Annotated in this window: 19 protein-coding genes and 1 riboswitch; of the genes, 10 read left to right on the forward strand and 9 right to left on the reverse strand. The window is 71.7% G+C overall.

Annotated features, from left to right (window positions below; translation table 11 throughout):
* Positions 1-299 precede the first annotated feature (299 nt).
* Together sucC and sucD are read left to right on the forward strand one after the other, a co-directional pair.
* Positions 300-1,478 carry an ADP-forming succinate--CoA ligase subunit beta gene (sucC, locus tag ACYVNR_RS21110; protein WP_461050842.1) on the forward strand — a complete coding sequence of 393 codons (1,179 nt, stop codon included), beginning with the start codon at positions 300-302 and terminating at the stop codon, positions 1,476-1,478.
* 32 nt (positions 1,479-1,510) lie between these two features.
* Positions 1,511-2,404, forward strand: a complete 894-nt coding sequence (sucD, locus tag ACYVNR_RS21115) for a succinate--CoA ligase subunit alpha (protein WP_045187523.1) — start codon at positions 1,511-1,513, stop codon at positions 2,402-2,404.
* A gap of 99 nt (positions 2,405-2,503) precedes the next feature.
* Here the strand turns inward: sucD and ACYVNR_RS21120 are convergent, their stop codons facing one another.
* On the reverse strand, positions 2,504-3,211 hold the full coding sequence (locus tag ACYVNR_RS21120; protein ID WP_461050844.1) for a polysaccharide deacetylase family protein: 708 nt from the start codon (positions 3,209-3,211) through the stop codon (positions 2,504-2,506).
* A gap of 217 nt (positions 3,212-3,428) precedes the next feature.
* Here ACYVNR_RS21120 and ACYVNR_RS21125 point away from each other — a divergent pair, with 217 nt between their 5' ends.
* Positions 3,429-4,709, forward strand: coding sequence for a cell division protein PerM (locus ACYVNR_RS21125; protein WP_461050846.1), 1,281 nt, complete (start codon positions 3,429-3,431; stop codon positions 4,707-4,709).
* 43 nt (positions 4,710-4,752) lie between these two features.
* Here ACYVNR_RS21125 and ACYVNR_RS21130 read toward each other — a convergent pair whose 3' ends face one another.
* Positions 4,753-5,145 carry a hypothetical protein gene (locus ACYVNR_RS21130; protein WP_045187519.1) on the reverse strand — a complete coding sequence of 131 codons (393 nt, stop codon included), beginning with the start codon at positions 5,143-5,145 and terminating at the stop codon, positions 4,753-4,755.
* Between the two features lie 75 nt (positions 5,146-5,220).
* Between ACYVNR_RS21130 and purN the strand changes: the two genes are divergently transcribed.
* Together purN and purH are read left to right on the forward strand one after the other, a co-directional pair.
* A complete protein-coding gene (gene purN / locus ACYVNR_RS21135) occupies positions 5,221-5,859 on the forward strand; it encodes a phosphoribosylglycinamide formyltransferase (protein ID WP_461050848.1) in 639 nt (212 codons plus the stop codon).
* 83 nt (positions 5,860-5,942) lie between these two features.
* A riboswitch (ZMP/ZTP riboswitch) is annotated at positions 5,943-6,020 on the forward strand.
* Between the two features lie 36 nt (positions 6,021-6,056).
* Entirely contained in the window at positions 6,057-7,676 is a 1,620-nt protein-coding gene (gene purH / locus ACYVNR_RS21140; protein WP_461050850.1) for a bifunctional phosphoribosylaminoimidazolecarboxamide formyltransferase/IMP cyclohydrolase, read from the forward strand.
* A 107-nt stretch (positions 7,677-7,783) separates the two neighbouring features.
* Here the strand turns inward: purH and bar are convergent, their stop codons facing one another.
* Both bar and ACYVNR_RS21150 read right to left on the reverse strand, forming a co-directional pair.
* Complete coding sequence (bar, locus tag ACYVNR_RS21145; protein ID WP_461050852.1) at positions 7,784-8,920, reverse strand: barbiturase; 1,137 nt, start codon at positions 8,918-8,920, stop codon at positions 7,784-7,786.
* Positions 8,921-8,925: 5 nt separating this feature from the next.
* Positions 8,926-9,873 (reverse strand): carbamate kinase, encoded by a 948-nt coding sequence (locus tag ACYVNR_RS21150; RefSeq protein ID WP_461050854.1) that lies wholly within the window; start codon positions 9,871-9,873, stop codon positions 8,926-8,928.
* 170 nt (positions 9,874-10,043) lie between these two features.
* On the opposite strand from ACYVNR_RS21150, the gene ACYVNR_RS21155 reads away from it, so the two are divergent.
* Entirely contained in the window at positions 10,044-10,334 is a 291-nt protein-coding gene (locus tag ACYVNR_RS21155; RefSeq protein ID WP_458803012.1) for a hypothetical protein, read from the forward strand.
* Positions 10,335-10,447: 113 nt separating this feature from the next.
* Here ACYVNR_RS21155 and ACYVNR_RS21160 read toward each other — a convergent pair whose 3' ends face one another.
* The 3 genes from ACYVNR_RS21160 to ACYVNR_RS21170 are packed head-to-tail and all read right to left on the reverse strand — an operon-like array spanning position 10,448 to position 15,467.
* Positions 10,448-11,311, reverse strand: a complete 864-nt coding sequence (locus ACYVNR_RS21160; protein WP_461050856.1) for an NmrA family NAD(P)-binding protein — start codon at positions 11,309-11,311, stop codon at positions 10,448-10,450.
* Positions 11,312-11,314: 3 nt separating this feature from the next.
* The gene (locus ACYVNR_RS21165; protein WP_461050858.1) at positions 11,315-13,354 is read right to left on the reverse strand and encodes a hydantoinase B/oxoprolinase family protein; all 2,040 of its coding nucleotides are present in this window, start codon (positions 13,352-13,354) and stop codon (positions 11,315-11,317) included.
* Between the two features lies 1 nt (position 13,355).
* Positions 13,356-15,467, reverse strand: coding sequence for a hydantoinase/oxoprolinase family protein (locus tag ACYVNR_RS21170; RefSeq protein ID WP_461050860.1), 2,112 nt, complete (start codon positions 15,465-15,467; stop codon positions 13,356-13,358).
* 186 nt (positions 15,468-15,653) lie between these two features.
* On the opposite strand from ACYVNR_RS21170, the gene ACYVNR_RS21175 reads away from it, so the two are divergent.
* Positions 15,654-16,094 (forward strand): YciI family protein, encoded by a 441-nt coding sequence (locus tag ACYVNR_RS21175; RefSeq protein WP_461050862.1) that lies wholly within the window; start codon positions 15,654-15,656, stop codon positions 16,092-16,094.
* Between the two features lie 35 nt (positions 16,095-16,129).
* Positions 16,130-17,314 (forward strand): RNA polymerase sigma factor, encoded by a 1,185-nt coding sequence (locus ACYVNR_RS21180; protein WP_461051029.1) that lies wholly within the window; start codon positions 16,130-16,132, stop codon positions 17,312-17,314.
* Between the two features lie 115 nt (positions 17,315-17,429).
* Here the strand turns inward: ACYVNR_RS21180 and ACYVNR_RS21185 are convergent, their stop codons facing one another.
* Positions 17,430-18,734, reverse strand: coding sequence for a glycosyltransferase (locus ACYVNR_RS21185; protein WP_461050864.1), 1,305 nt, complete (start codon positions 18,732-18,734; stop codon positions 17,430-17,432).
* Complete coding sequence (locus ACYVNR_RS21190) at positions 18,731-19,627, reverse strand: alpha/beta fold hydrolase (RefSeq protein WP_461050866.1); 897 nt, start codon at positions 19,625-19,627, stop codon at positions 18,731-18,733. Before ACYVNR_RS21190 ends, ACYVNR_RS21185 begins: the two co-directional genes overlap by 4 nt.
* 242 nt (positions 19,628-19,869) lie before the next feature.
* Between ACYVNR_RS21190 and ACYVNR_RS21195 the strand changes: the two genes are divergently transcribed.
* Together ACYVNR_RS21195 and ACYVNR_RS21200 are read left to right on the forward strand one after the other, a co-directional pair.
* A complete protein-coding gene (locus tag ACYVNR_RS21195) occupies positions 19,870-20,646 on the forward strand; it encodes a hypothetical protein (protein ID WP_461050868.1) in 777 nt (258 codons plus the stop codon).
* 14 nt (positions 20,647-20,660) lie between these two features.
* Complete coding sequence (locus ACYVNR_RS21200; protein ID WP_461050870.1) at positions 20,661-21,020, forward strand: winged helix-turn-helix domain-containing protein; 360 nt, start codon at positions 20,661-20,663, stop codon at positions 21,018-21,020.
* Positions 21,021-21,066: the final 46 nt, after the last annotated feature.

The raw sequence follows: 21,066 nt of genomic DNA on the forward strand, positions 1-21,066 counted from the left end.
GTCCGCGGCGGCCCGTGCACCGACCTGTGCCGACTGCGAGCGCGCACGGCAGCCGGCGTCCCGCACGGCGCTGGCTACCGGGCGGTACGTGAGACGGCGGTGTGATCTTCGTCCGGTCCGCCACCACCCGCTGGCGGCCCTGCACGTCTGAGCCACTAGAGTCCGAGGGACAGCCTGATTCGGTTGCGCCTCGGCGCAGGGCCCCGCTCCGCGCGTCAGCGTGAGCATCGCGAGCCCGGGAACGCCGCAGCGGCGCAGTCGACGACGATACGAATCGACGACGAGGACGGACCCCACCCGTGGATCTCTTCGAGTACCAAGCCCGCGACATGTTCGAGAAGCACGGGGTGCCCGTGCTGGCCGGCGCCATCGCCACCACCCCTGAGGAGGCCCGCGCGGCCGCCGAGCAGATCGGGCCGAAGTCGGGCGGTGTCACCGTCGTCAAGGCGCAGGTGAAGACCGGCGGCCGCGGCAAGGCCGGCGGCGTCAAGGTCACCAAGAGCCCCGACGAGGCGCAGGCCGCCGCTGAGGCGATTCTCGGCATGGACATCAAGGGCCACACCGTCGGCACCGTGATGATCGCCCAGGGCGCCCGCATCGCCGAGGAGTACTACTTCTCGATCCTGCTCGACCGTGCGAACCGCACGTACCTCGCCATGTGCTCGAAGGAGGGCGGCATGGAGATCGAGCAGCTCGCCGTCGAGCGCCCCGACGCCCTCGCCCGCATCGCCGTCGACCCCAACACGGGCATCGACGAGGCGAAGGCGAAGGAGATCGTCGACGCCGCCGGCTTCGACGAGGCCGACAAGGCCGCGATCGCCGACGTCATCCAGAAGCTGTGGACCGTCTACAGCGACGAGGACGCGACCCTCGTCGAGGTGAACCCGCTGGTCAAGACCGAGGACGGCGCCATCGTCGCGCTCGACGGCAAGGTCACCCTCGACGCCAACGCCGACTTCCGCCACGAGGACCACGCCGCCCTCGAGGACAAGGCCGAGGCCGATCCGCTCGAGGCCGCCGCCAAGGAGAAGGACCTCAACTACGTCAAGCTCGACGGCTCCGTCGGCATCATCGGCAACGGCGCCGGGCTCGTCATGAGCACCCTCGACGTCGTCGCGTACGCCGGCGAGGAGTTCGGCGGCCAGAAGCCGGCGAACTTCCTCGACATCGGTGGTGGCGCGAGCGCCGAGGTGATGGCCAACGGCCTGCACATCATCCTGTCCGACCCGCAGGTCAAGAGCGTCTTCGTCAACGTCTTCGGCGGCATCACCGCCTGCGACGCGGTCGCCAACGGCATCGTCGGCGCGCTCGACGCGCTCGGTGACGAGGAGAACCGTCCGCTGGTCGTGCGCCTCGACGGCAACAACGTCGAGGAGGGCCGCCGCATCCTGCAGGAGCGCAACCACCCGCTCGTGACGGTCGAGCCGACGATGGACGGCGCCGCGCGCCGCGCCGCCGAGCTGGCTTCGCAGGCCTGAACCCGAGAGTCCGAGAGAGAGAACGATCAACCATGGCAATCTTCCTCAACGCTGACTCCAAGGTCATCGTCCAGGGCATGACCGGCTCCGAGGGCATGAAGCACACGCAGCGCATGCTCAAGTCCGGCACCGAGATCGTCGGCGGCGTCAACCCGCGCAAGGCCGGCACGACCGTCGACTTCGAGGGTGGCGTCTCCGTGCCCGTCTTCGGCTCGGTCAAGGAGGCCATCGACGCCACCGGCGCCAACGTGTCGGTCATCTTCGTGCCGGCCCAGTTCACCAAGGCCGCCGCCGTCGAGGCGATCGACGCCGAGATCCCGCTCGCCGTCGTCATCACCGAGGGCGTCGCGGTCAAGGACACCGCCGAGTTCTACAACTACGCCAAGGACAAGGGCACGACGCGCATCGTCGGCCCGAACTGCCCCGGCCTCATCACGCCCGGCGTCTCCAACGCGGGCATCATCCCGGCCGACATCTCCGGCTCCGGCCGCATCGGCCTGGTCTCGAAGTCGGGCACGCTGACCTACCAGATGATGTACGAGCTGCGTGACTTCGGCTTCAGCTCGGCTGTCGGCATCGGCGGCGACCCGATCATCGGCACGACGCACATCGACTGCCTCGAGGCGTTCCAGAACGACCCCGACACCGACGCGATCGTCATGATCGGCGAGATCGGCGGCGACGCCGAGGAGCGGGCCGCGGCGTACATCAAGGAGAACGTCACGAAGCCGGTCGTCGGCTACGTCGCGGGCTTCACGGCTCCCGAGGGCAAGACGATGGGCCACGCCGGCGCCATCGTGTCGGGGTCGTCGGGCACCGCCCAGGCCAAGAAGGAGGCCCTCGAGGCCGCCGGTGTCAAGGTCGGCAAGACGCCGTCCGAGACTGCCGAGCTCATGCGCGAGATCATGCAGGGCCTCGCGAAGTAGCCTCTGCCGCAATCGATTCCGTATGCCGCTGAGTCGGCTGGGTGCCCACGCGGGCACCCAGCCCGGCTCGGCGGCATACGTCGTCTGGGCGGCCCCGCGTCAGCAGGCCATGAGGCCGATGACGAAGCCGCGGGCGCGCAGCCGCGGGATCAGCAGGTCGAGCGCGGCGACGGTCTGGGACCGGTCACCCCCGCCGTCGTGCAGCAGGATCCGCGAGCCGTCCCGGACGCCGGCCAGCACCCGGTTGACGATGGTCCACGTCCCGGGGCGTGACCAGTCACGAGGGTCCACGGTCCAGAGGATGTGCCGCTGTCCGCGGGCCGCGATGATGGCCTGGATGCGCGCGTTCGTCGCGCCGCCGGGCGGGCGGACGCAGCGTGGCCGGTAGCCGAGTGACGACTCCATGCGGTTCAGCTGCCACGTCACCGACGCGGTCGAGAGCAGCGTCAGGTTCGGGTGGCTCCACGTGTGGTTGCCGATCTTGTTGCCGTAGGTGCGCAGACTGCGGGTGATGCTCGGGTACCACGACACGTTCTGGCCGACTTCGAAGAACACGGCCTTCACCCCGTACTTGCGCAGCACGGACAGCACCCTCGGCGTCCACGTGAGGCTGGGCCCGTCGTCGAACGTGAGGTAGACGGTGCCGGCGTAGGCCACCGGTTGGGTCAGCGCGAGGTCGGCCGGCGTCGCCGTCGGCGGGGCTGCACGGCCGTCCGTGCCGGGCGGTCCCACCCCCAGGAGTCCAGCCGTCACGATGGTGAGCAGCACGGTCAGAGCGGTCAGTACCTGGTGGCGGATCTTCTTCATGTCGGGACCCCCTCGGTCCCCGGGGTCCCGGGACGGTCCGGGACCTCTCCCACTTCCAGTCTGGGTCGCCGGCGTGGCGCCGGACGCCGTTTGTGGTGCGAAGAACAGCCCGCCTCGGCGTGGGTGCTCGCCCCTGCGCCGGGTCCGGGCGACCATGGGCGAGGAGGTCACGGCACACATCCCGGGGCCGGCACCACGAGCACCGACAGCAGCAGGAGTGAGACCACTGGCCCGCGAGACAGCAGCCACGAGCCCCTCGAGCGCCTTCCCGCCGGCCCTGCGCGCAGGTGCGCTGGCGGCGGTCGGCACGTGGACGGTCGTGGTGCTGCCCGCGCTGGTCGGCTGGGTCGCCGCGCCCGAGAGCACGGTGGGCTGGTTCTCGGCGGTGTCGCTGGCCAGCGCCGTCTGGTTCGTGGGCCACGGTCAGTCGGTCGGTGCCGGGGGAGTGGCGATCTCGATGACGCCGCTGCTGCTGCTCGCCGTCTTCGCCTACATCACGTTCCGGTGGGCGCGGCGCCTGTCCGAGACGGAGCGACTGCGGGTCGGTGCCGAGGACTGGAGCCGCGTCGCCCGGTGGGGCGTCGTCCCCGGCTTCCTCGTCGGCTACGGCGTCGTGGCGGCCGTCTTCGCGCTCTTCACGCTCGGTGGTCCGGCCACACCCGGCGTGGCAGCGGTGCTCGGGTCGCTGCTCGTGCCGCTCATGGCGCTCGGCTTCGTCATGGTGCGACCCGACGAGGACTCGTCGCCGGCGTTCGTGCGCGCGTGGTTCCGGCGCGGCCCGACGTGGCTGCCGTCGGTGTGGCGCATCGGCTGGCGCGGCGCGGGTCTGCTGCTCGGGCTCGGTCTCGCGCTCGTGGTGGTGCGGGTGGTGCTGTCGTGGTCCGAGGTGGCCGACATCCAGGACCAGTACGCCGCGAACGTGGGCGCGCTCGCCGTCATCGTGCTCGCGCAGGTCGCGCTGCTCGGCAACGCGGCCACGTGGGCGCTCTCGTTTTTCGCCGGTCCGGGCTTCCAGATCGCGCTCGGCTCGACGGTCTCGCCGGCTGCTGCGCAGCCCGGGCTGCTGCCGCTCGTGCCGCTCTTCGGCGCGCTGCCCGGCGCCACCGACTTCCCCCCGACCATGTATGCCGTCCTGCTGGCTCCCGTGGCGCTGGGCGCCTGGCTGGGTGGTCGGGTCGACTCGGCCCTCGAGTTCTTCGGCAACACGCGCTCGCGGCTCGCGGCCACGGTGACGGCTGCCGTCCTCGCGGTGCTGGTGGTCGTCGCCCTGACGGCGCTCGGCAACGGCGCCGTCGGTGTCGACCGCCTCGCCGCCGTGGGACCGCCCCTGTGGACCTTCGCCGCGGCCCTGCTGGGCGAGGTCGTCGGTGGTGCACTGCTCTGGCTCGGCGTGCTGCTGCTGCGTGAGCGCCTGGCGGCTCGCCGCGGGCGTGGTGGTGCGGCGTCCGTGGCCGGTGACGGGGCCCATGACGACGCCGAGGCGTCGACCGCGGTCTGACGAGAGGTCAGGTCCGCCGGCCCGACGGGAGAACCACGGCCAGTCAGCGCACGACGAGGCCCAGCATCCCGGTGTCCTTGAGCTGCACGCAGTCGGCGGTGGCCTGCTGGGTCTGGGCGCCGGCGATGCAGTCCTCGTAGGCGCTCCACGAGTCGTAGAAGGCGAGCTGCAGGGCGAGGGTCGACAGCAGCATGCCGACGATGACGAGGGTGAAGGCCGGCCAGATCTTCTCGCGCCCGCCGCGCGTCGAGAGGAAGCGCAGCAGGCGGATCGTCAGCACCACGGCGATGAGCAGCGGCGCGAACGCGATGAACCGCTTGGGCAGCGGCAGGTACATGGCGATGAGCCCGAGCAGCACCAGCAGGGCGAGGGGCAGGGTGCGCTTGGCCTTCTCGCGCGCGAACGCGATCTCCTGCTCCAGCTGCGGCTCGGTCATGCGCCCATCCTTACCCATGCGGCGGACGTGGATCGACGCGGGCCGCGCCGGGCCGCCGACGCTACACTCCGGCGCGTGACGACCGACGCCGCCGCCAGCCCTGCCGGAGTGACCGAGGGACCCGTCCCGGTCGTCGTGCTCGTCTCGGGCTCCGGCACGCTCCTGCAGTCGCTCATCGACGCGGCTGCCGACCCGGCATACGGCGTGCGCGTCGCTGCGGTCGGAGCCGACCGCGCGTGCACGGGTCTCGAGCGGGCCGAGCAGGCCGGCATCCCGACGTTCGTGTGCACGGTGGCCGACTTCGCCGATCGGGCGGCGTGGGACGTCGCCCTCGCTGAGCGGGTCGCCGCGGCGGCGCCGCGCTTCGTCGTCACCGCCGGGTTCATGCGCATCCTCGGGCCGGCCACGCTCGGTGCGCAGCCGGTCGTCAACACGCACCCGGCGCTGCTGCCGAGCTTCCCCGGTGCCCACGGCGTACGCGATGCGCTGGCCTACGGGGTCAAGGTGACCGGCACGACGTGCCACCTCGTCGACGCCGGCGTCGACACCGGCCCGATCATCGAGCAGCGGGTCGTGGCCGTCCAGGAGGACGACACCGAGGAGAGCCTCCACGAGCGGATCAAGGTGCAGGAGCGCGACCTGCTCGTCGAGATCGTCGGCCGCATGGCGCGCGAGGGCTTCTCGGTGGACGGGCGCCGTGTCCGCCTCGGCTGACCCCACGCGATCGAGAGAACGCTCCGTCGCGACGCTCCTCGATCGAGAGAGCGTTTCGTCGGGCACGGCCGTGACCGGTAGTCTGGCCGCACACGACTGGCGCAGGTGGGGAACCACCAGGGAGTGAAACGGTCGGAGCATCGCCCGCCTGGGTGTTCCGGAGTCATCGACACCGTCTACCCACGCCAGGAGTTCTGATGTCCGACGGACGCCGTCCGATCAAGCGCGCCCTCATCTCCGTCTACGACAAGACCGGCCTCGAGGACCTCGCCCGGGCGCTGGACGCCGCGGGCGTCGGCATCGTCTCGACCGGCTCGACCGCGAAGACGATCGCGGCGCTCGGCATCGACGTGACGCCCGTCGAGCAGCTGACCGGCTTCCCCGAGTGCCTCGAGGGCCGCGTCAAGACGCTCCACCCGAAGGTCCACGCGGGCATCCTCGCCGACACCCGCAAGCCCGACCACGTGCAGCAGCTGGCCGACCTCGAGGTCGAGCCGTTCGAGCTCGTCGTGGTCAACCTCTACCCCTTCCGCGAGACCGTCGCCTCGGGCGCGACGCCCGACGAGTGCATCGAGCAGATCGACATCGGCGGCCCCTCGATGGTGCGGGCCGCGGCCAAGAACCACCCGAGCGTCGCCATCGTGACGAGCCCGGCGGCATACGGCGAGGTCGTCACGGCCCTGGGTGAGGGCGGCTTCACGCTGGCCCAGCGCCAGCGCCTGGCCGCGGAGGCGTTCGTGCACACCGCCTCCTACGACGTCGCGGTCGCGAGCTGGATGCAGCGCTTCGCGCAGCCGGACGCCGACCCGGACAGCCAGCGTGACGGCACGGGCTTCCCCGCCTGGACCGGCGCGACCTTCGACCGCGCGGCCGCGCTGCGCTACGGCGAGAACCCGCACCAGCAGGCGGCGCTCTACCGCCACTGGCGCCCGGGCGTCGCCTCCGCCGAGCAGCTGCACGGCAAGGAGATGTCGTACAACAACTACGTCGACACCGACGCCGCGGTGCGTGCGGCGCACGACCACGGTGACCAGCCGACCGTCGCGATCATCAAGCACGCCAACCCGTGCGGCATCGCCGTCGGAGCGACGATCGAAGAGGCGTACGAGCGCGCCCACGCGACCGACCCGGTGAGCGCCTACGGCGGCATCATCGCCGCCAACCGCACCGTCACGGCGGCGATGGCGACGGCCGCGAAGCCGGTCTTCACCGAGGTCATCATCGCGCCCGACTTCGAGCCCGAGGCGCTCGAGATCCTCACCGCGAAGAAGAACCTCCGGGTGCTGCGCCTGCCAGCCGGCACGGCCGAGGCGGCCGACCCCATCGAGACGCGCCCGATCAGCGGTGGGCTGCTCGTGCAGTCCGTCGACCGCGTCGACGCCGTCGTGCACGGTGACGGCGACGCGGTGACCGGTGGCGACGACGCCGCGAACTGGCGGCTCGTCGCCGGTGAGGCCGCCGACGACGCGACGCTCGCCGACCTCCAGTTCGCGTGGCGCGCGATCCGCGCCGTGAAGTCCAACGCGATCCTGCTGGCTCGCGACGGGGCCGCGGTCGGTGTCGGCATGGGCCAGGTCAACCGCGTCGACTCCTGCTACCTGGCCGTGCGTCGCGCCGGCGAGGAGCGCGCGCGGGGCTCGGTCGCGGCGTCCGACGCGTTCTTCCCGTTCGCCGACGGGCTGCAGATCCTGCTCGACGCCGGCGTGCGCGCGGTCGTGGCACCCGGCGGCTCGATCCGTGACGACGAGGTCATCGAGGCCGCCAGGGCGGCGGGCGTCACGATGTACTTCACCGGGACCCGCCACTTCGCCCACTGACCGTCAGGTCCCAGCAACACACCCGGTAACGGTCAGCTCCTCACGGTTGCAGCCGTGAGGAGCTGACTGTTACCGGGTGTGTTGCGCGGCAGGTGGGGGTATGCCGTTCAGCGGGTCCAGCGGTAGCCGGTGGGCTCACCCTCGCCGAGGTCGACGATGGCCGCGACCGGACCACCGCCGTCGGGGCCCTGGTGGGCGGCCGACACCGACACGAACACCGCCGGGTCACCCGTCACCGACGCCGTGACGCCACCGACGCACGACTTGATCTGGCGGTGCCAGTGCACGTCGGAGTCGTCGAGCATCGCGTTGCGGCGACCGTGCACCTGGCCGTCCTGGCTCACCTCGCACTTGAGGAAGACGTTGACGAGGCGGCCGGCGATGTCGCTCGGGTGGGCGCGCTCGGGCAGGTCGAGGCCGGCGTCCTTGATCGCCTCCCAGATGCCGTCGGCGTCGAGGGCGTCGTTCATGACCGAGTGGCCGATGCGGTAGCGACCACCGACGCCGCGGGCGTTGCCGACCACGACGACCTGCGCCTGGTCGAGCTCGACACCCGAGCTGCACGAGGCGACCGAGGAGAAGAGCGAGCGGTTGTGCATGATGTCGGCGTCGGTCGGCATCTCGATCTCGCCGAGCGCGACTGCGATGCCGAGGCCCGTGGTGCCGTTGGAGAGGTCCATCGACTCGTGCGTGTGCTCGGTCCAGACCTCGTGGCCGCGGGACTTGGCGTCGCGGATCGTGTGGATCGTCAGCAGCGGCGTCTTGGTCTGGACGTAGTGCACGTCGGCCGGGTCGGTGATGCCGGCCCGCTCCATGGCGACCTTCACGGCGTCGGCGACCTTCTCCACCATGGCGACGTAGCCGATCTCCTCGGGCTTGATCGGCTCGCTCATCGCGAAGCCCACCGTCAGCCGCAGGTCGTCGGACGGCTCGGCCTTGTCGGCCGGGACCGTCGCGAAGATCGTGGCGTGCGGGCTGATGACGCCGTCGGTGCCGCCGGACCACACGATCGGGACCTGCTTGACCTGCTCGGCCGGTGCGCCCTTCTCGACGAGCACCTCACGGAAGGCGCGGTCGGCGATGATGCGCGTGTAGTCGTTGACGCCGCCGTTGCCCTCGGTCTTCCCGATGATGGCGACGACCCGGCCGGCCTCCATCACGCCGTCGTCGATGAGCTTCGCGAGCTCGGACGCGTCGGCGACCGAGTGGATGGGGACCTTGCGCACCTCAATGGCTTCGGGCACGTGAATCACCTTTCTCTTTCGGGGTTTTCGATGACGGTCCCGATGTGGCCGTCGATGGCGGTGGCGAGCTGGTCGAGCGCGGTCACGATGGAGCGTCGGCCCCCGGCGCGGACGAAGCGCATCGCGGCGTCGACCTTGGGGCCCATGGATCCCGACGCGAAGTGGCCGGCGGCGGCGTACGCCTCCATCTCGGCGAGGGTGACGCGGCCGATGTCGTGCGCGTCGGGCGTGCCCCAGCCGGCGACGGCGTGGGCGACGTCGGTGGCGATGACGAGCACGTCGGCGGCGACCGCCCTGGCGAGCAGCGCTGCGGTGAGGTCCTTGTCGATGACGGCCTCGACACCGTGCACCGCACCGCTCTCGCTGCGCACGACGGGGATGCCGCCTCCGCCGGCCGCGACGACGACGTAGCCGGCGTCGAGCAGGGTGAGCAACGCGTGCGTCTCGAGGACCTCGATGGGCTCGGGCGAGGCGACCACTCGTCGCCAGCCCTTCTCGCCGCGGTCCTCCCACCGCTCGCCGTGGTCGATGAGCGCCTGGGCCTGCTCGCGCGGGAGGAAGCGCCCGATCGGCTTGGTGGGGCGGGCGAAGCCGGGGTCGTCGGCGGCCACGAGCGTACGCGTGACGAGCGCTGCGACGGGACGCACGGCACCGCGCGCGGCGAGGGACGCCTCGAGGGTGTCGAGCAGGGTGAAGCCGATGGTGCCCTGCGTCTGCGCGCCGCACCAGTCGAGCGGGACCGGCGGCACGACGTGCGCGGCGAGCTCGTTCTTGACGAGGAGGTTGCCCACCTGCGGGCCGTTGCCGTGCGTCACGACCACCTCGTGGCCGGCCGCGACGAGGTCGGCGAGGTGCTCGCTGGCGACGGTGATGGCCGCGCGCTGGGCCTGGGGCGTCGCGCTCCCGTCGGGCCCGGTCATGGCATTGCCACCCAGCGCCACGAGCACCCTCACGGTGCGTCCTTGCTCGTCGAGGCGGTCGTCATGGCGTGAGCCTAGGGAGCGTGTGCGAGCGGCCGCGTTGTCACCTCCTGCCCAACCACGTCAGCCGGATTGGCAGATGTATGCCGTCCGGTCGGCGAGTGTCGCGTCCTTCGGGGGCTGTGGGCGGGTAGGGGACGATAATGAAGAAGGACGAGGTCGTCGCGTCGCAGGTCCAGCCAGGAGGGGGTGGGACGTTGGGTGTCGGAGTGCTGCTCGCGGTCGTGGGTGCGATCCTGACCTTCGCGGTCCGGGCCAACACCACGGTCATCAACCTGCCCATCGCGGGGGTCATCCTCATGATCGCCGGAGGTCTGCTCATCTGGCACGGCAGCAAGGGCCACCGCCGCAAGCGCATCATCACGCGCGAGGAGGGTCCCAACGGCGTGACGAACACGGTGCGCCAGACCATCGAGGAACGCGACATCGACTGACGCCGCGAGCGCGGCGCAGCGCCCGGGGTGGGCTGGTGGCTTCCAGCGGTACGTGGGGCCGGCCTGTGTCCTCGTGGTGCGCAGGCCGGGGTCGACGAACGTCCAGCCGTCGCTCACCGGTTCGTGGCCGCCCCGTCGACGGGCCCGGCGGCCCGCAGCACGTCGGCCCAGGTGCGTGGCTCGCGGCCGAGGAGCCGGCGCAGCGTGTCGGCCTCGCCGACCAGCCCCTCCCGGTCGTATGCCGTGAACATCGCGAGCAGGTCGGCGCGGGCCTGCTCGGGCAGGCCGGCGCCCGGGCCCGCGGACCAGGCGTCGGGCGAGACGTGCTCGGCGCCCACGTGGTGTCCGAGCACCTCGGACGCCACCGCGGCCTGCTCGCGCACGCTGAGCACCTCGGGGCCGGCGAGCTCGTAGGTGAGGCCCTCGTGGCCGTGCCGGGTGAGCACCACCGCAGCAGCCTCGGCGACGTCGTCGAGGTCGACGTTGCTGAAGGGGGAGTCGAGCGAGTAGGGCACGGCGAGACGGCCCGAGCGGGCGGCCTCGAGGAGGTTCTGGTGGTAGGCCGCGGGGCGCAGCACCGTCGCGCCGGGCACCGTGCCCCGCACCACGTGCTCGGCCTCGGCCTTGCGCAGGTGGTGCGGCATCGACGCGTCGTCGGGGTGCAGCACGGAGTGGAAGACGAAGCGGGGCCCGCCCTCAGCGGCCGCCGCGGCAGCGACCCGTTCGGCCATCCTGACCTCGTCCGGGTGGACGTTGGGTGCGAGGTGGTAGACGGCGTCGACCCCCGCGACGGCCGCGGCCAACCCAGCCCCGCTCACGAGGTCAACGACCGAGATCGACCGGGCCCCAGCGGCATACGCCATGTTCTGTCGGTCGACGGATCGCACGGCAGCGCGGACGGCGATGCCGCGCGAGGCCAGCGCACGCGTGACGGCGCGGCCGGTCTTGCCGGTCGCGCCGATCACGAGGACTCTCATCGCTCACACCCAGTCGACGTCCGCCGCGTGCTGACCGGCGGCGAGCGTGGCGTAGCCCGGGCCGCGGTCGAAGAAGGGCTGCTCGGCCGCGCGCTCGGCCCGCAGCCCGTCGCGCAGCGCGTCGGACGACGCGGTGTCGACGACCGGCTCGTCCTGGGTGCCGGACGCGACGACGCCGTAGTCGCGGCGCGCCCCCTCGAACGACACCTTGCCCCAGCGCAGGTCGCGCTCGACCTCGTCGTAGGGACGCTCGAGCGGGTCGCCCCAGCCGCCGCCGCCGGTGGTGCGGATGCGGATGACCTGGCCGGCCTTGACCACCTCGGCGTCGGCGAGGGCGTCGACGCTGCGCTCGTCGGGACCACCCACGTCGACCGTCACCTCGAACGGCCGGCCGGCCTTGCCTCCCTTGACGCCCCAGCAGGCGAGGATCGACCGGTCGGCGATCGACATGAAGTGCGCGTCCTTGAGCATGCGGATGTGCTTCTCGTAGCCGAGACCGCCGCGGTGCCGGCCGGCACCGCCGGAGTCGACGGCGAGGCCGAGCCGCTCGACGATGAAGGGGAAGCGGCTCTCGGTGAACTCGGTCGGCAGGTTGCGGCTGTCGGGCACGACGTGGATGGTGTCCTCGCCGTCCGCGTAGTAGCGCCCGCCCGAGCCGCCGCCGAGCACCTCGCGCATGAGGTAGTCGTTGCCGTCGCGGTCCTTGCCGTAGACGCCGGTGTAGCGGATCGTCTCCTGGTCGGCCGGCATCTTGCCGTCGACGGCCTTGGCGACGACGCCGGCGAGCACGCCGAGCAGGCGCAGGATGACGAAGGTGCGCGCGTTCGTCGGCGCCGGGTAGATCGGCGTCAGCAGCGTGCCCTTCTCGGGGAACTTCATCTCGATGAGCGGCACGATGCCCTCGTTGACGTCGAGCTCGGCCATCCGCTCGGGGGTGTCGGCGAGGTTGCGCAGGATCGGCGCGAGCCACTTCTTGAGGAAGTTGCCGCCGACGTAGTCGCCGCAGTGGTTGATCGGTCCCTTCGCCTGCGGCGCGGTGCCGGTGAAGTCGATGACGAGCTTGGGACCGCCGTCCGGGTACTGGTCCGAGCGGCCGGGCCCGCCGGTCGACTGCTTCGTCAGCGTGATGCGCTGGGTGTGCAGCTTCGGCTCGTCGACGCCGTCGTGCTCGGCGTAGTCCTCCCAGACGTACGTGCCGTCGGGGATCTTGCTGAGGATCTCTCGGCGGTAGGTCTCGGTCGTCTTGTCGAGGATCGCGTCGAAGGCGGCCTCGATGGTGTCGCGGCCGTAGCGCTCGAAGAGCTCACCGAGGCGGCGGGCGCCCATGAGGCAGGCCGAGCACTCGGCGTCGAGGTCGGCGGCGAGGCTGTCGGGCATGCGGCTGTTGCGCGTCATGATGCGCAGCGCCGCCTGGTTGGGAACTCCCCTGTCCCACAGCTTGATCGGCGGGACAGACAGTCCCTCCTCGAAGACCGTCTGCGCGTTGCTCGGCATCGAGCCGGGCACGGCGCCACCGATGTCGTCGTGGTGACCGAACGCCTGGACGAACGCGACGACCTCGCCGCCGGAGAAGACGGGCACCGTGACGCAGAGGTCGGGCAGGTGGCCGATGCCGCCCTCGGACTCGTAGACGTCGTTGTGGAAGAAGACGTCGCCCTCGCTCATCTCGGCGAGCGGGAAGTCGCGGGCGATGGGGTGCACGAGCGCGCTGTAGGAGCGGCCGGTGAGCTTGCGCAGCTGCCGGTCGTGGATGCCGGCGCGGAAGTCGTGTGCGTCGCGGATCATGGGCGAGCGGCTGGTGCGGGCGATGGCCGTCTCGACCTCCATCTCGACGCTCGCGAGCGTGCCCTCGACGATCTCGACGAGGATCGGGTCGACGGTCGTGCCCTCGGGCGTCAGGCGGTTGCCGTGCTCGTATGCCGTGGGGAGCCCTGCCGGGTTCACCGGGGCGCCGTCGTGGTGCGGGTCGGTCGACGCGTGCGAGCCGATGGCGGCGTCGACCGGCGCGAGCCGGGTGGCTGCGGTCTGGCAGGAGAAGCACATCTCAGGCCTCCTTGGTGATGACGAGGTTGCCGAGCGTGTCGACGCGGACGACGAAGCCGGGGTGGACGGGGACGGTCGAGCCGAACTCCTCGACGATGGCGGGCCCGTGGACCGTGTCGCCGGCGAGCAGGTCGGGGCGCCACCAGACGTCGGTGTCGACGTAGCCGGAGTCGGCGTCGAAGCACACGGGCCGCACGCTGCGGTGGGCGCGCTCGTGCACACCGGCGCCTGCCGTTTCGGCGCTCGCGAGGTCGCGCAGCTCGGGGCGCGTGATGGGGCCGACACCGGTGACCCGGAGGTTGACCCACTCGACCTGCTGGGTCGGGTCGCTGCGGAAGTCGTAGCCGTAGAGCGCGCGGTGCTCGTCGTGGAAGCGCGAGGCGACGTCGGCGGCATACGCCTCGTCGACGTCGCCCTCGGGTGCGGCGACCCGCACCTCGTAGGCCTGGCCGAAGTAGCGCAGGTCGACGGTGCGTGAGTAGCGGTGCTGCTCGGTCGGGAAGCCCTCCGCGTCGAGGGCCGCGGCGGCCTTGGCCGTGAGGTCGTCGAAGGTCTTCTGGACTGCGGCGTGGTCGAGCGACGAGTGGCGCGAGACGGCCGTCTGCACGTAGTCGTTCTTGACGTCGACGGTAAGCAGGCCGAAGGCAGAGACGTTCCCGGGGTTCTGCGGTACGACGACCCCGGCGAGGCCGAGGATGTCGACGAGGCGGCAGGCGAGCAGTGAACCGGAGCCGCCGAACGTCGCGAGCATGAAGTCACGCACGTCGAGGCCACGCTTGACGCTGACCTGGCGCAGCGCGTTCGCCTGGTTCCACGCCGAGATCTCGAGGATGCCTGTCGCGCAGCGCTCGAAGTCGAGGCCGAGACGGTCGGCGAGGGCCTCGATGCCGGCACGGGCGGCGTCGACGTCGAGCGGGATCTCGCCGCCGAGCAGGTGCGGGGGGATGCGGCCGAGCGTCACGTGCGCGTCGGTGATCGTCGGCTCGGCGCCGCCCTTGCCGTAGCAGAGCGGGCCGGGGTCGGCGCCCGCGGACTGCGGGCCGACCTTGAGGGAGCCCTCCGGGGAGACCCAGGCGATGGAGCCGCCGCCTGCCCCGACCGTGACGACGTCGATCATCGGGATCTTGCTCGGGTAGGCGCCGACGCTGCCCTCGGTCGTCAGGGTCGGCTCGCCGGCGAGGACCACGGAGACGTCGGTCGAGGTGCCGCCGCCGTCGCACGTGAGCACCTTGTCGAAGCCCGCGCGGCCGGCGATGAGACCGGCGCCGAGCGCACCGGCGGCGGGGCCCGAGAGGACCGTCGTGATCGGCTGGTGCACGACCTCGTCGGCCGAGAGCACGCCACCGTTGGACTTCATGATGTAGAACGGCAGCTTCTCGCTGCTGCTGACGAAGTCGTCGAGCCGCTGGTGGATGTTCGCGACGTAGCGGCTGACGTTGGGCTTGACCGCGGCGTCGACGAGGGTCGTCATGGAGCGCTCGTACTCGCGGTACTCGCGGAGCACCTCGGAGCTGATCGACACGACCGCGTCGGGGTGCTCGCGCCGCAGCACGTCGCGCATCGCGAGCTCGTGGCTGTCGTCGGCGTACGAGTGGAGCAGGCACACGCCGATGGTGGTGATGCCACGGTCCTTGAACCACCGGGCGACCGCGACGGCGCCCTCCTCGTCGAACGGTCGGATCTCGTTGCCCTCGAAGTCCATCCGGCCGCCGACGGTCTTGACGTAGTCGGCCGGGACGATGCGCGGCGGCTTGACCCAGAAGTAGGAGTTGCCGTAGCCGTCGGGCACGGCCTGCCGCGCGATCTCGAGGATGAACTCGTAGCCCTCGGTCGTGATGAAGCCGAGCGCCTCGACCTTGCCCTCGAGCAGCTTGTTCGTCGCGACCGTCGTGCCGTGCGACACGGCCGAGATGTCGTCGCCCGTGGCGCCCATGAGGTCGAGCACCTTGCGCACCCCGGCGAGGAAGCCGTCGGCCGGGTTGCTCGGCGTCGACGGCGTCTTCGTGGTGACGAGCTCGCCGGAGTCCTCGTCGAGCGCGACGACGTCGGTGAACGTGCCGCCGGTGTCGATGCCGATCCGGATCCGGCGTGCTGCGGAGGTGCCTGCTGTCATGGTCAGGATTCAACCGGTGGCGCGCCCGTCGGGGCGTTGGCACATCGTGCCAACACCGACCCTCGTTCGGCCCAATCCTCGACAGTCCTGGCGTGGCACACGCGGGTGATGTCGAGCGCGCGCCCTCCGCTCCGTCCAGGGGGTGAGCGTGCCACGCTGGCACGACGTGACGAAGGAGAGAGCACCATGGCGCAGTACCTGATCGGCGTGGACTTCCAGGCCGGCGACGACGAGGCCCCGATGTCCGACTGGACGCCGGAAGAGGTCCAGGCCCACCTCGACTACTACGAGCGTCTCGTCGGCGAGCTGGAGGCGAACGGCGAGCTCGTCTCGTCGACGATCCTCACCGGTCCCGACCTCGCCAAGATCGTGCGGTCCGACGGCGTGGCACCCGTCGTGACGGACGGACCATTCCAGGAGTTCAAGGAGTGGCTCGCAGGCTTCCAGGTCGTCGAGGTCAACACCGAGGAGCGGGCGCTCGAGATCGCGTCCCTGATGTCGGCGGTGCCCGGCCGTGGTGGCGCGCCCACGCGACAGCCGATCCACGTGCGCCAGGTCATGGAGCATGCGCCGTCGAACACCGACGAGATGGACGACTTCCTGCGCACGGCCGGCGGCACGCGCTGACCACCGGACCCGGCGTCGACGACCTGCTGCGCACCCTGGCGCCGCGGGTCGTCGGCATCGTCAGCCGCCGCTTCGGCGACTTCGACTCGGCCGAGGACGCGGTGCAGGAGGCGCTCCTCGCCGCGGCTCGACGCTGGCCGGTCGACGGGGTGCCCGACGAGCCGCGTGCCTGGCTCGTCACGACGGCCTCCCGGCGGCTCGTCGACGTGTGGCGCAGCGACGCCGCCCGGCGCGAGCGCGAGGCGCGCGTCATCGCGTGGGAGGTGCCGGCATACGACCCGGTCGACCACGACGACAGCCTGACGCTGCTCCTGCTCTGCTGCCACCCGTCCCTGACGCCCGCGTCCGCGATCGCGCTGACGCTCCGCGCGGTCGGTGGCCTGACGACGGCCGAGATCGCGAGGGCCTTCCTCGTCCCCGAGCCGACGATGGCGCAGCGCATCAGTCGCGCCAAGGCGACGGTGCGCGCCTCCGGCGCCCGCTTCCGTATGCCGTCCGGCGAGGACCGCGCGGATCGCGTGCGGTCGGTGCTCCACGTCCTCTACCTCGTCTACAACGAGGGTTACGCCAGCACGCACGGCACGACGGTGCAGCGGATAGACCTGTCGCGCGAGGCGATCCGCTTGACGCGCCTGCTGGTCGACGGCCTGCCCGACCACGCGGAAGCCATGGGCCTGCTCGCGCTCATGCTGCTCCTCGAGGCACGCAGTCCGGCCCGCACGGACGAGGCCGGGGCCATCGTCCCGCTGCCCGAGCAGGACCGGTCGCGGTGGGACCGCGCGCTGGTGGCCGAGGGGCTCGCTCTGCTCGGCCGGGCCATGACGCTCGAGGCGGTGGGGCAGTACCAGCTGCAGGCGGCGATCGCGGCGGTCCACGACCGGGCGCCCACCGCCGCCGACACCGACTGGGTCGAGATCTGCACGCTCTACGGGCTGCTCGAGCAGGTCACCGGCAACCCCGTGGTGACGCTGAACCGGGCCGTGGCGGTGGCCATGGCCGACGGGCCGCGGGCTGGTCTCGAAGTCGTCGACGAGGTCGAGGGCCGGCTCGGCGGCACGCACCGCTGGCTGGCCGTCCGCGGCCAGCTGCTCGAGATGGCCGGCGAGCGGGTGCGCGCGGCGGCCGACCTCGAGCGCGCTGCCGCGACGGCGACGAACGAGGCTGAGCGGCGCCACCTCGCCACTCGCGCGGCTGCCCTCCGCCGGTCGACGAGGTCCTGAGCCGACGGCTCGCTTGCTCGATGGTCCGCATCGCTTTCTCGATGGTCGGCATCGCCTTCTGGATGGCGGGCATCGCTGTCTGGATGGCCGGCATCGCGTTCGAGAGAACGCTCCGTCACCGGGTCGTGCGGACTCGGAGCAGGGCTTCGGCCTCGTCGGCGGCGGACGGGCGGGTCCGGGCCTCCTCGGCGAGCACGGTCGCGAACGTCCGGGCGGCGACGGCATACCGCTCGTCCTCGAGCACGCGACTCACGGCGGCCGCGATCTGCTCCGGCGGGGCGGAGGAGCGCACCCGCACGCCAGCGCCCAGTCGCAGCACGCGTACGGTGTCGTCCTTCTGGTCGCGACCCATCGGCAGGCAGACGAGCGGGACACCGGCGGCGAGCGAGCGCATCACCGTGCCGTGTCCGGCGTGGGTCACCACGGCGGTCGCCCGACGCAGCACCTGGCTGTGGGGTGCGGCCCTGAGCACCTCGACGTTGTCCGGCGCTGACACGGCCTCCGGGGCGACGGCACGGCCGGTGGTGACGAGACCGCGTACCGGGAGCCGGCCGAGCGCCGCACAGATGCGGTCGAGCGTCTCGGTCTGGGCCTGGTGGACCGAGCTCAGCCCGACGAGCACGAGGGGGCGGGGGTCGTCCGTGTCGTCCTCCCAGCGCCCGGCCCAGCCGGGGTCGTCGAGCTGTGGCCCGACGTAGCGGACGTTGCCGGGCAGGTGCCGCGTCGCGAAGTCGAAGGACGGGCTGGTGAGCACCAGCACCGCGTTCGCGTGGTCGAGCATGCCGAGCAGCTCGCCCACGGGGCCGAGGCCGTATGCCGCGCGAACAGCGTTTAGCTGCTTGGTCATTCCGCTCGATGCGCCCTGAACGGCGAAGAGCGCGGCGGCGTCTCGGGCACGGCCCACGGGCCCGCGCGCCTGCGGCCAGCCGGTGCCGAAGGGTGGGAGGCCGCGCGTCGGGCGGGCGTAGATGTTGGCCATGAGGGCCGCGAACGGACGCCCTGTCGCTTCCGCGCCGATGACCATGCCGGGCACCGTTCCCTCGACGAGCACCGCGTCCGCCGCATGACGGGTCGCGGCGTCGATGACGTCGCGGGCGAAGAAGCCCGCCGGTCCGACGAGCACCCGTTCCCGGACGCGACGGAGCCTCCTGAGGGGGCTGCCGGTCTCGAACTCGGTGATCATCGCGGTCTGCTCGGCGACGGAACCGATCTGTGGTGCGGTCTGCCAGCTCAGGTAGCGGCAGCCGGCCGCCCGCACCACGTCCGCCGCCGTGGGGTCCGCGAGGACCAGCACCTCGTGCCCACGCCTCACGAGCTCTGCGGCCACGCCCATCATGGGTGGCAGGGTGCCGCCGGCGTCGATGGCGACCATGAGGAACCGTCCCGGACCTGCGCGGGCCGATGACGCGGTCGACGTCACCGCAGCATCTCGTTCACCGTCTTCACGACGAGGTCGGGGTCATCGCCCTGCACGTAGTGCGTTGATCGCTGCGACACGATGACGCTGCCGTCCGACGACCGTCCTGCGAGCCATCGGTGGCCCGCCCGCCAGGCCTCGCGCAGGGCCGTGGAGTCCATGCCCGGAAGGGGTCCACCGTCGTCGCGCCCGGCCTCGATGATGCGCATCGGCACGTTCACGACGGGCAGGCGTGCGACGCGATCCAGCGCCTTCGGGTCGAGGCTCTCGCGGTTCGTCTTCGGGTCCCGGTCGAAGGCGACGGCGCGGAGCAGGTTGCTGATGTCCGGGTTGCCGACATCGGGCTTGGGCAGGTGGGTGACGAACCAGGCGTCGTACGTGGGGGTGGACGGGTCGAGCAGGACCATGGCATGAGCGTCCTGGGGGTGGGCGGCCGCCCACGTGTAGGCGAGGGGTCCGCCCATGGAGTGGGCGACCACGACGACGGGGCGGGGCAGTTTCAGCCCCGTGATGACGCCGTCGAGCTGGACGGCCAGGTCGTCGAAGTCCTGGATGTCCGGTGGCGGGTCACTGAGGCCGATGCCGAGTCGGTCGTAGGTGCAGGTCCGTGCACCTGCGGCGATGCGGGCCTGGACCGGGTCCCACGACTCCATGGGTGAGGCGTAGCCGCTCACGAGGATGACCGACGGGCCGCGGCCCGCACACCGCGTGACGAGGGTCTTGCCCTTGACGACGACCTGCTTCTCGGGCTCGAGCGTCGGCAGGGCCGTCGGCGTGGAGGCGGTCGCCGTCGTCGGCGGTGGCTGGCCCGAAGCGGATGAGCAGGCGGTCAGGGCGGCGGCCGCGAGGGCGAGACCGCAGACCAGCAGGGAAGCGCGACGTGTCCGACCTTGCATGGTGAACCCCCGGTGCACGGGCGGCCCCCCGGGGCTCCGGAGAGCACACCACCCAGTCTCCCAGCGCCCGGGTCCCCACGCCGACGATCAGCCTTTTCGCGCGCGAGAACGCCCGCCCCACCCCATCGAGAAAGCAATCCGTCCGTTGATCGTCGTCGGAGAGTGCTCTTGACGGGTGACTACTCTGCGATGCAGAGTAAGCGCACCGGGCGCACAGGGACGCCCCACCTCAGGAGGCGCGCATGGACACCTCGGGCAACGCCGCATCACCAGCCTCGTCCGCCGAACTCGACCCCGATGAGGCACGCCGCCTCCTGGAGCGCACCGAGGGCGTGCGCCGGGCGGCCCGCGCGGACGCCAGGGGCCTCGCGATCCCGCTCCTCGTCCTCGGCGTCCTGACTCTCGGCTACGCCGCCCTCTCGTACGTCCAGCTGAACGTCATCGCCTCCGACCTCGGCCCCGGAGAGTCCCGCGCGGCGACTCCCGAGGAGATGGCATTCGGCGACCTCGTCGACCGCTACTGGGGCACCGTCGGGGCAGCAGGGCTGATGCTCATCGGTGTCCTCTTCGCCTGGAGCCGTCGTCGCGTCGGCGCCGGCGCCGGGTCCGGTGCGTGGATCGCGGCAGGTTTCGGCCTCTTCGTCCTGGCGACGTTCGGGCTTCCGTTCTCGCCTCTTGCCTTCGTCAGCGTGGTCGGCATCGTCGGGTTCATGGCACCCACAGCCTTCATCGGCATCGCCCTGCTGCTCATCGCCGCACGGCGACACGATCACCGGCTCGCGCTCTGGGTCGTCGTCTTCGGCGTCGTCGTGACGCTGGCGCACCTCGGGTTCTTCACCAACCGGTTCGGCGACCTGCTCGGTCTGGTCGGGCTGTCCGATGCGGTGTCGGTGCACGCGATCGTCCAGGCCGACGTCGTGGTCATGGCTGCACTCGGGCTGGTGCTGATGGTGGTCGCGATGCGCAGCCGGCGTTCCACACGTGCTCGGCAACCAGTCCCATGGCCGGTGCAGCCGTGACTCCTCGGGAGACCGTGCCTGGTGCAACGTTCGCCGACGGCCCGCTGGACGAGGCGCCGCACCCGACCAGCGGGCTCAACGACGTCGTGCACCAGAAGGCGCGGCTCGGCATCCTCGCCGTGCTCGCCGAGACCGAGCGGGCCGACTTCACCTACCTCAAGTCGATGCTCGACCTCACCGACGGCAACCTCGGCCGGCACATCGAGGTGCTCGCCGGCAGCGGGCTCGTGCACGTCGAGAAGGGGTATGCCGGCAGGCGCCCCCGCACGTGGGTCACCATCACCCGCGCCGGCCGGCACGCCCTCGCCGAGGAGATGGCCGCGATCCGCGAGCTGCTCCGCCGGTTCGAGAGCAGCGAACCGCCCACTCCCTGACGCACGCCCTCACCCGTCGAGTGCTCACCTTCCCACGCGACGAAGC

Source organism: Terrabacter koreensis (genome assembly GCF_054783315.1).

Excerpts from the sequence above, each read along its gene's own strand:
- ACYVNR_RS21190 (WP_461050866.1), bottom strand. The coding sequence starts at position 19,627 with ATGCAAGGTCGGACACGTCGCGCTTCCCTGCTGGTCTGCGGTCTCGCC.
- purH (WP_461050850.1), top strand. The coding sequence starts at position 6,057 with ATGTCCGACGGACGCCGTCCGATCAAGCGCGCCCTCATCTCCGTCTAC.
- ACYVNR_RS21120 (WP_461050844.1), bottom strand. The coding sequence starts at position 3,211 with ATGAAGAAGATCCGCCACCAGGTACTGACCGCTCTGACCGTGCTGCTC.
- ACYVNR_RS21155 (WP_458803012.1), top strand. The coding sequence starts at position 10,044 with ATGAAGAAGGACGAGGTCGTCGCGTCGCAGGTCCAGCCAGGAGGGGGT.
- ACYVNR_RS21170 (WP_461050860.1), bottom strand. The coding sequence starts at position 15,467 with ATGACAGCAGGCACCTCCGCAGCACGCCGGATCCGGATCGGCATCGAC.
- ACYVNR_RS21160 (WP_461050856.1), bottom strand. The coding sequence starts at position 11,311 with ATGAGAGTCCTCGTGATCGGCGCGACCGGCAAGACCGGCCGCGCCGTC.
- ACYVNR_RS21175 (WP_461050862.1), top strand. The coding sequence starts at position 15,654 with ATGGCGCAGTACCTGATCGGCGTGGACTTCCAGGCCGGCGACGACGAG.
- ACYVNR_RS21195 (WP_461050868.1), top strand. The coding sequence starts at position 19,870 with ATGGACACCTCGGGCAACGCCGCATCACCAGCCTCGTCCGCCGAACTC.
- sucD (WP_045187523.1), top strand. The coding sequence starts at position 1,511 with ATGGCAATCTTCCTCAACGCTGACTCCAAGGTCATCGTCCAGGGCATG.
- ACYVNR_RS21165 (WP_461050858.1), bottom strand. The coding sequence starts at position 13,354 with ATGTGCTTCTCCTGCCAGACCGCAGCCACCCGGCTCGCGCCGGTCGAC.
- ACYVNR_RS21130 (WP_045187519.1), bottom strand. The coding sequence starts at position 5,145 with ATGACCGAGCCGCAGCTGGAGCAGGAGATCGCGTTCGCGCGCGAGAAG.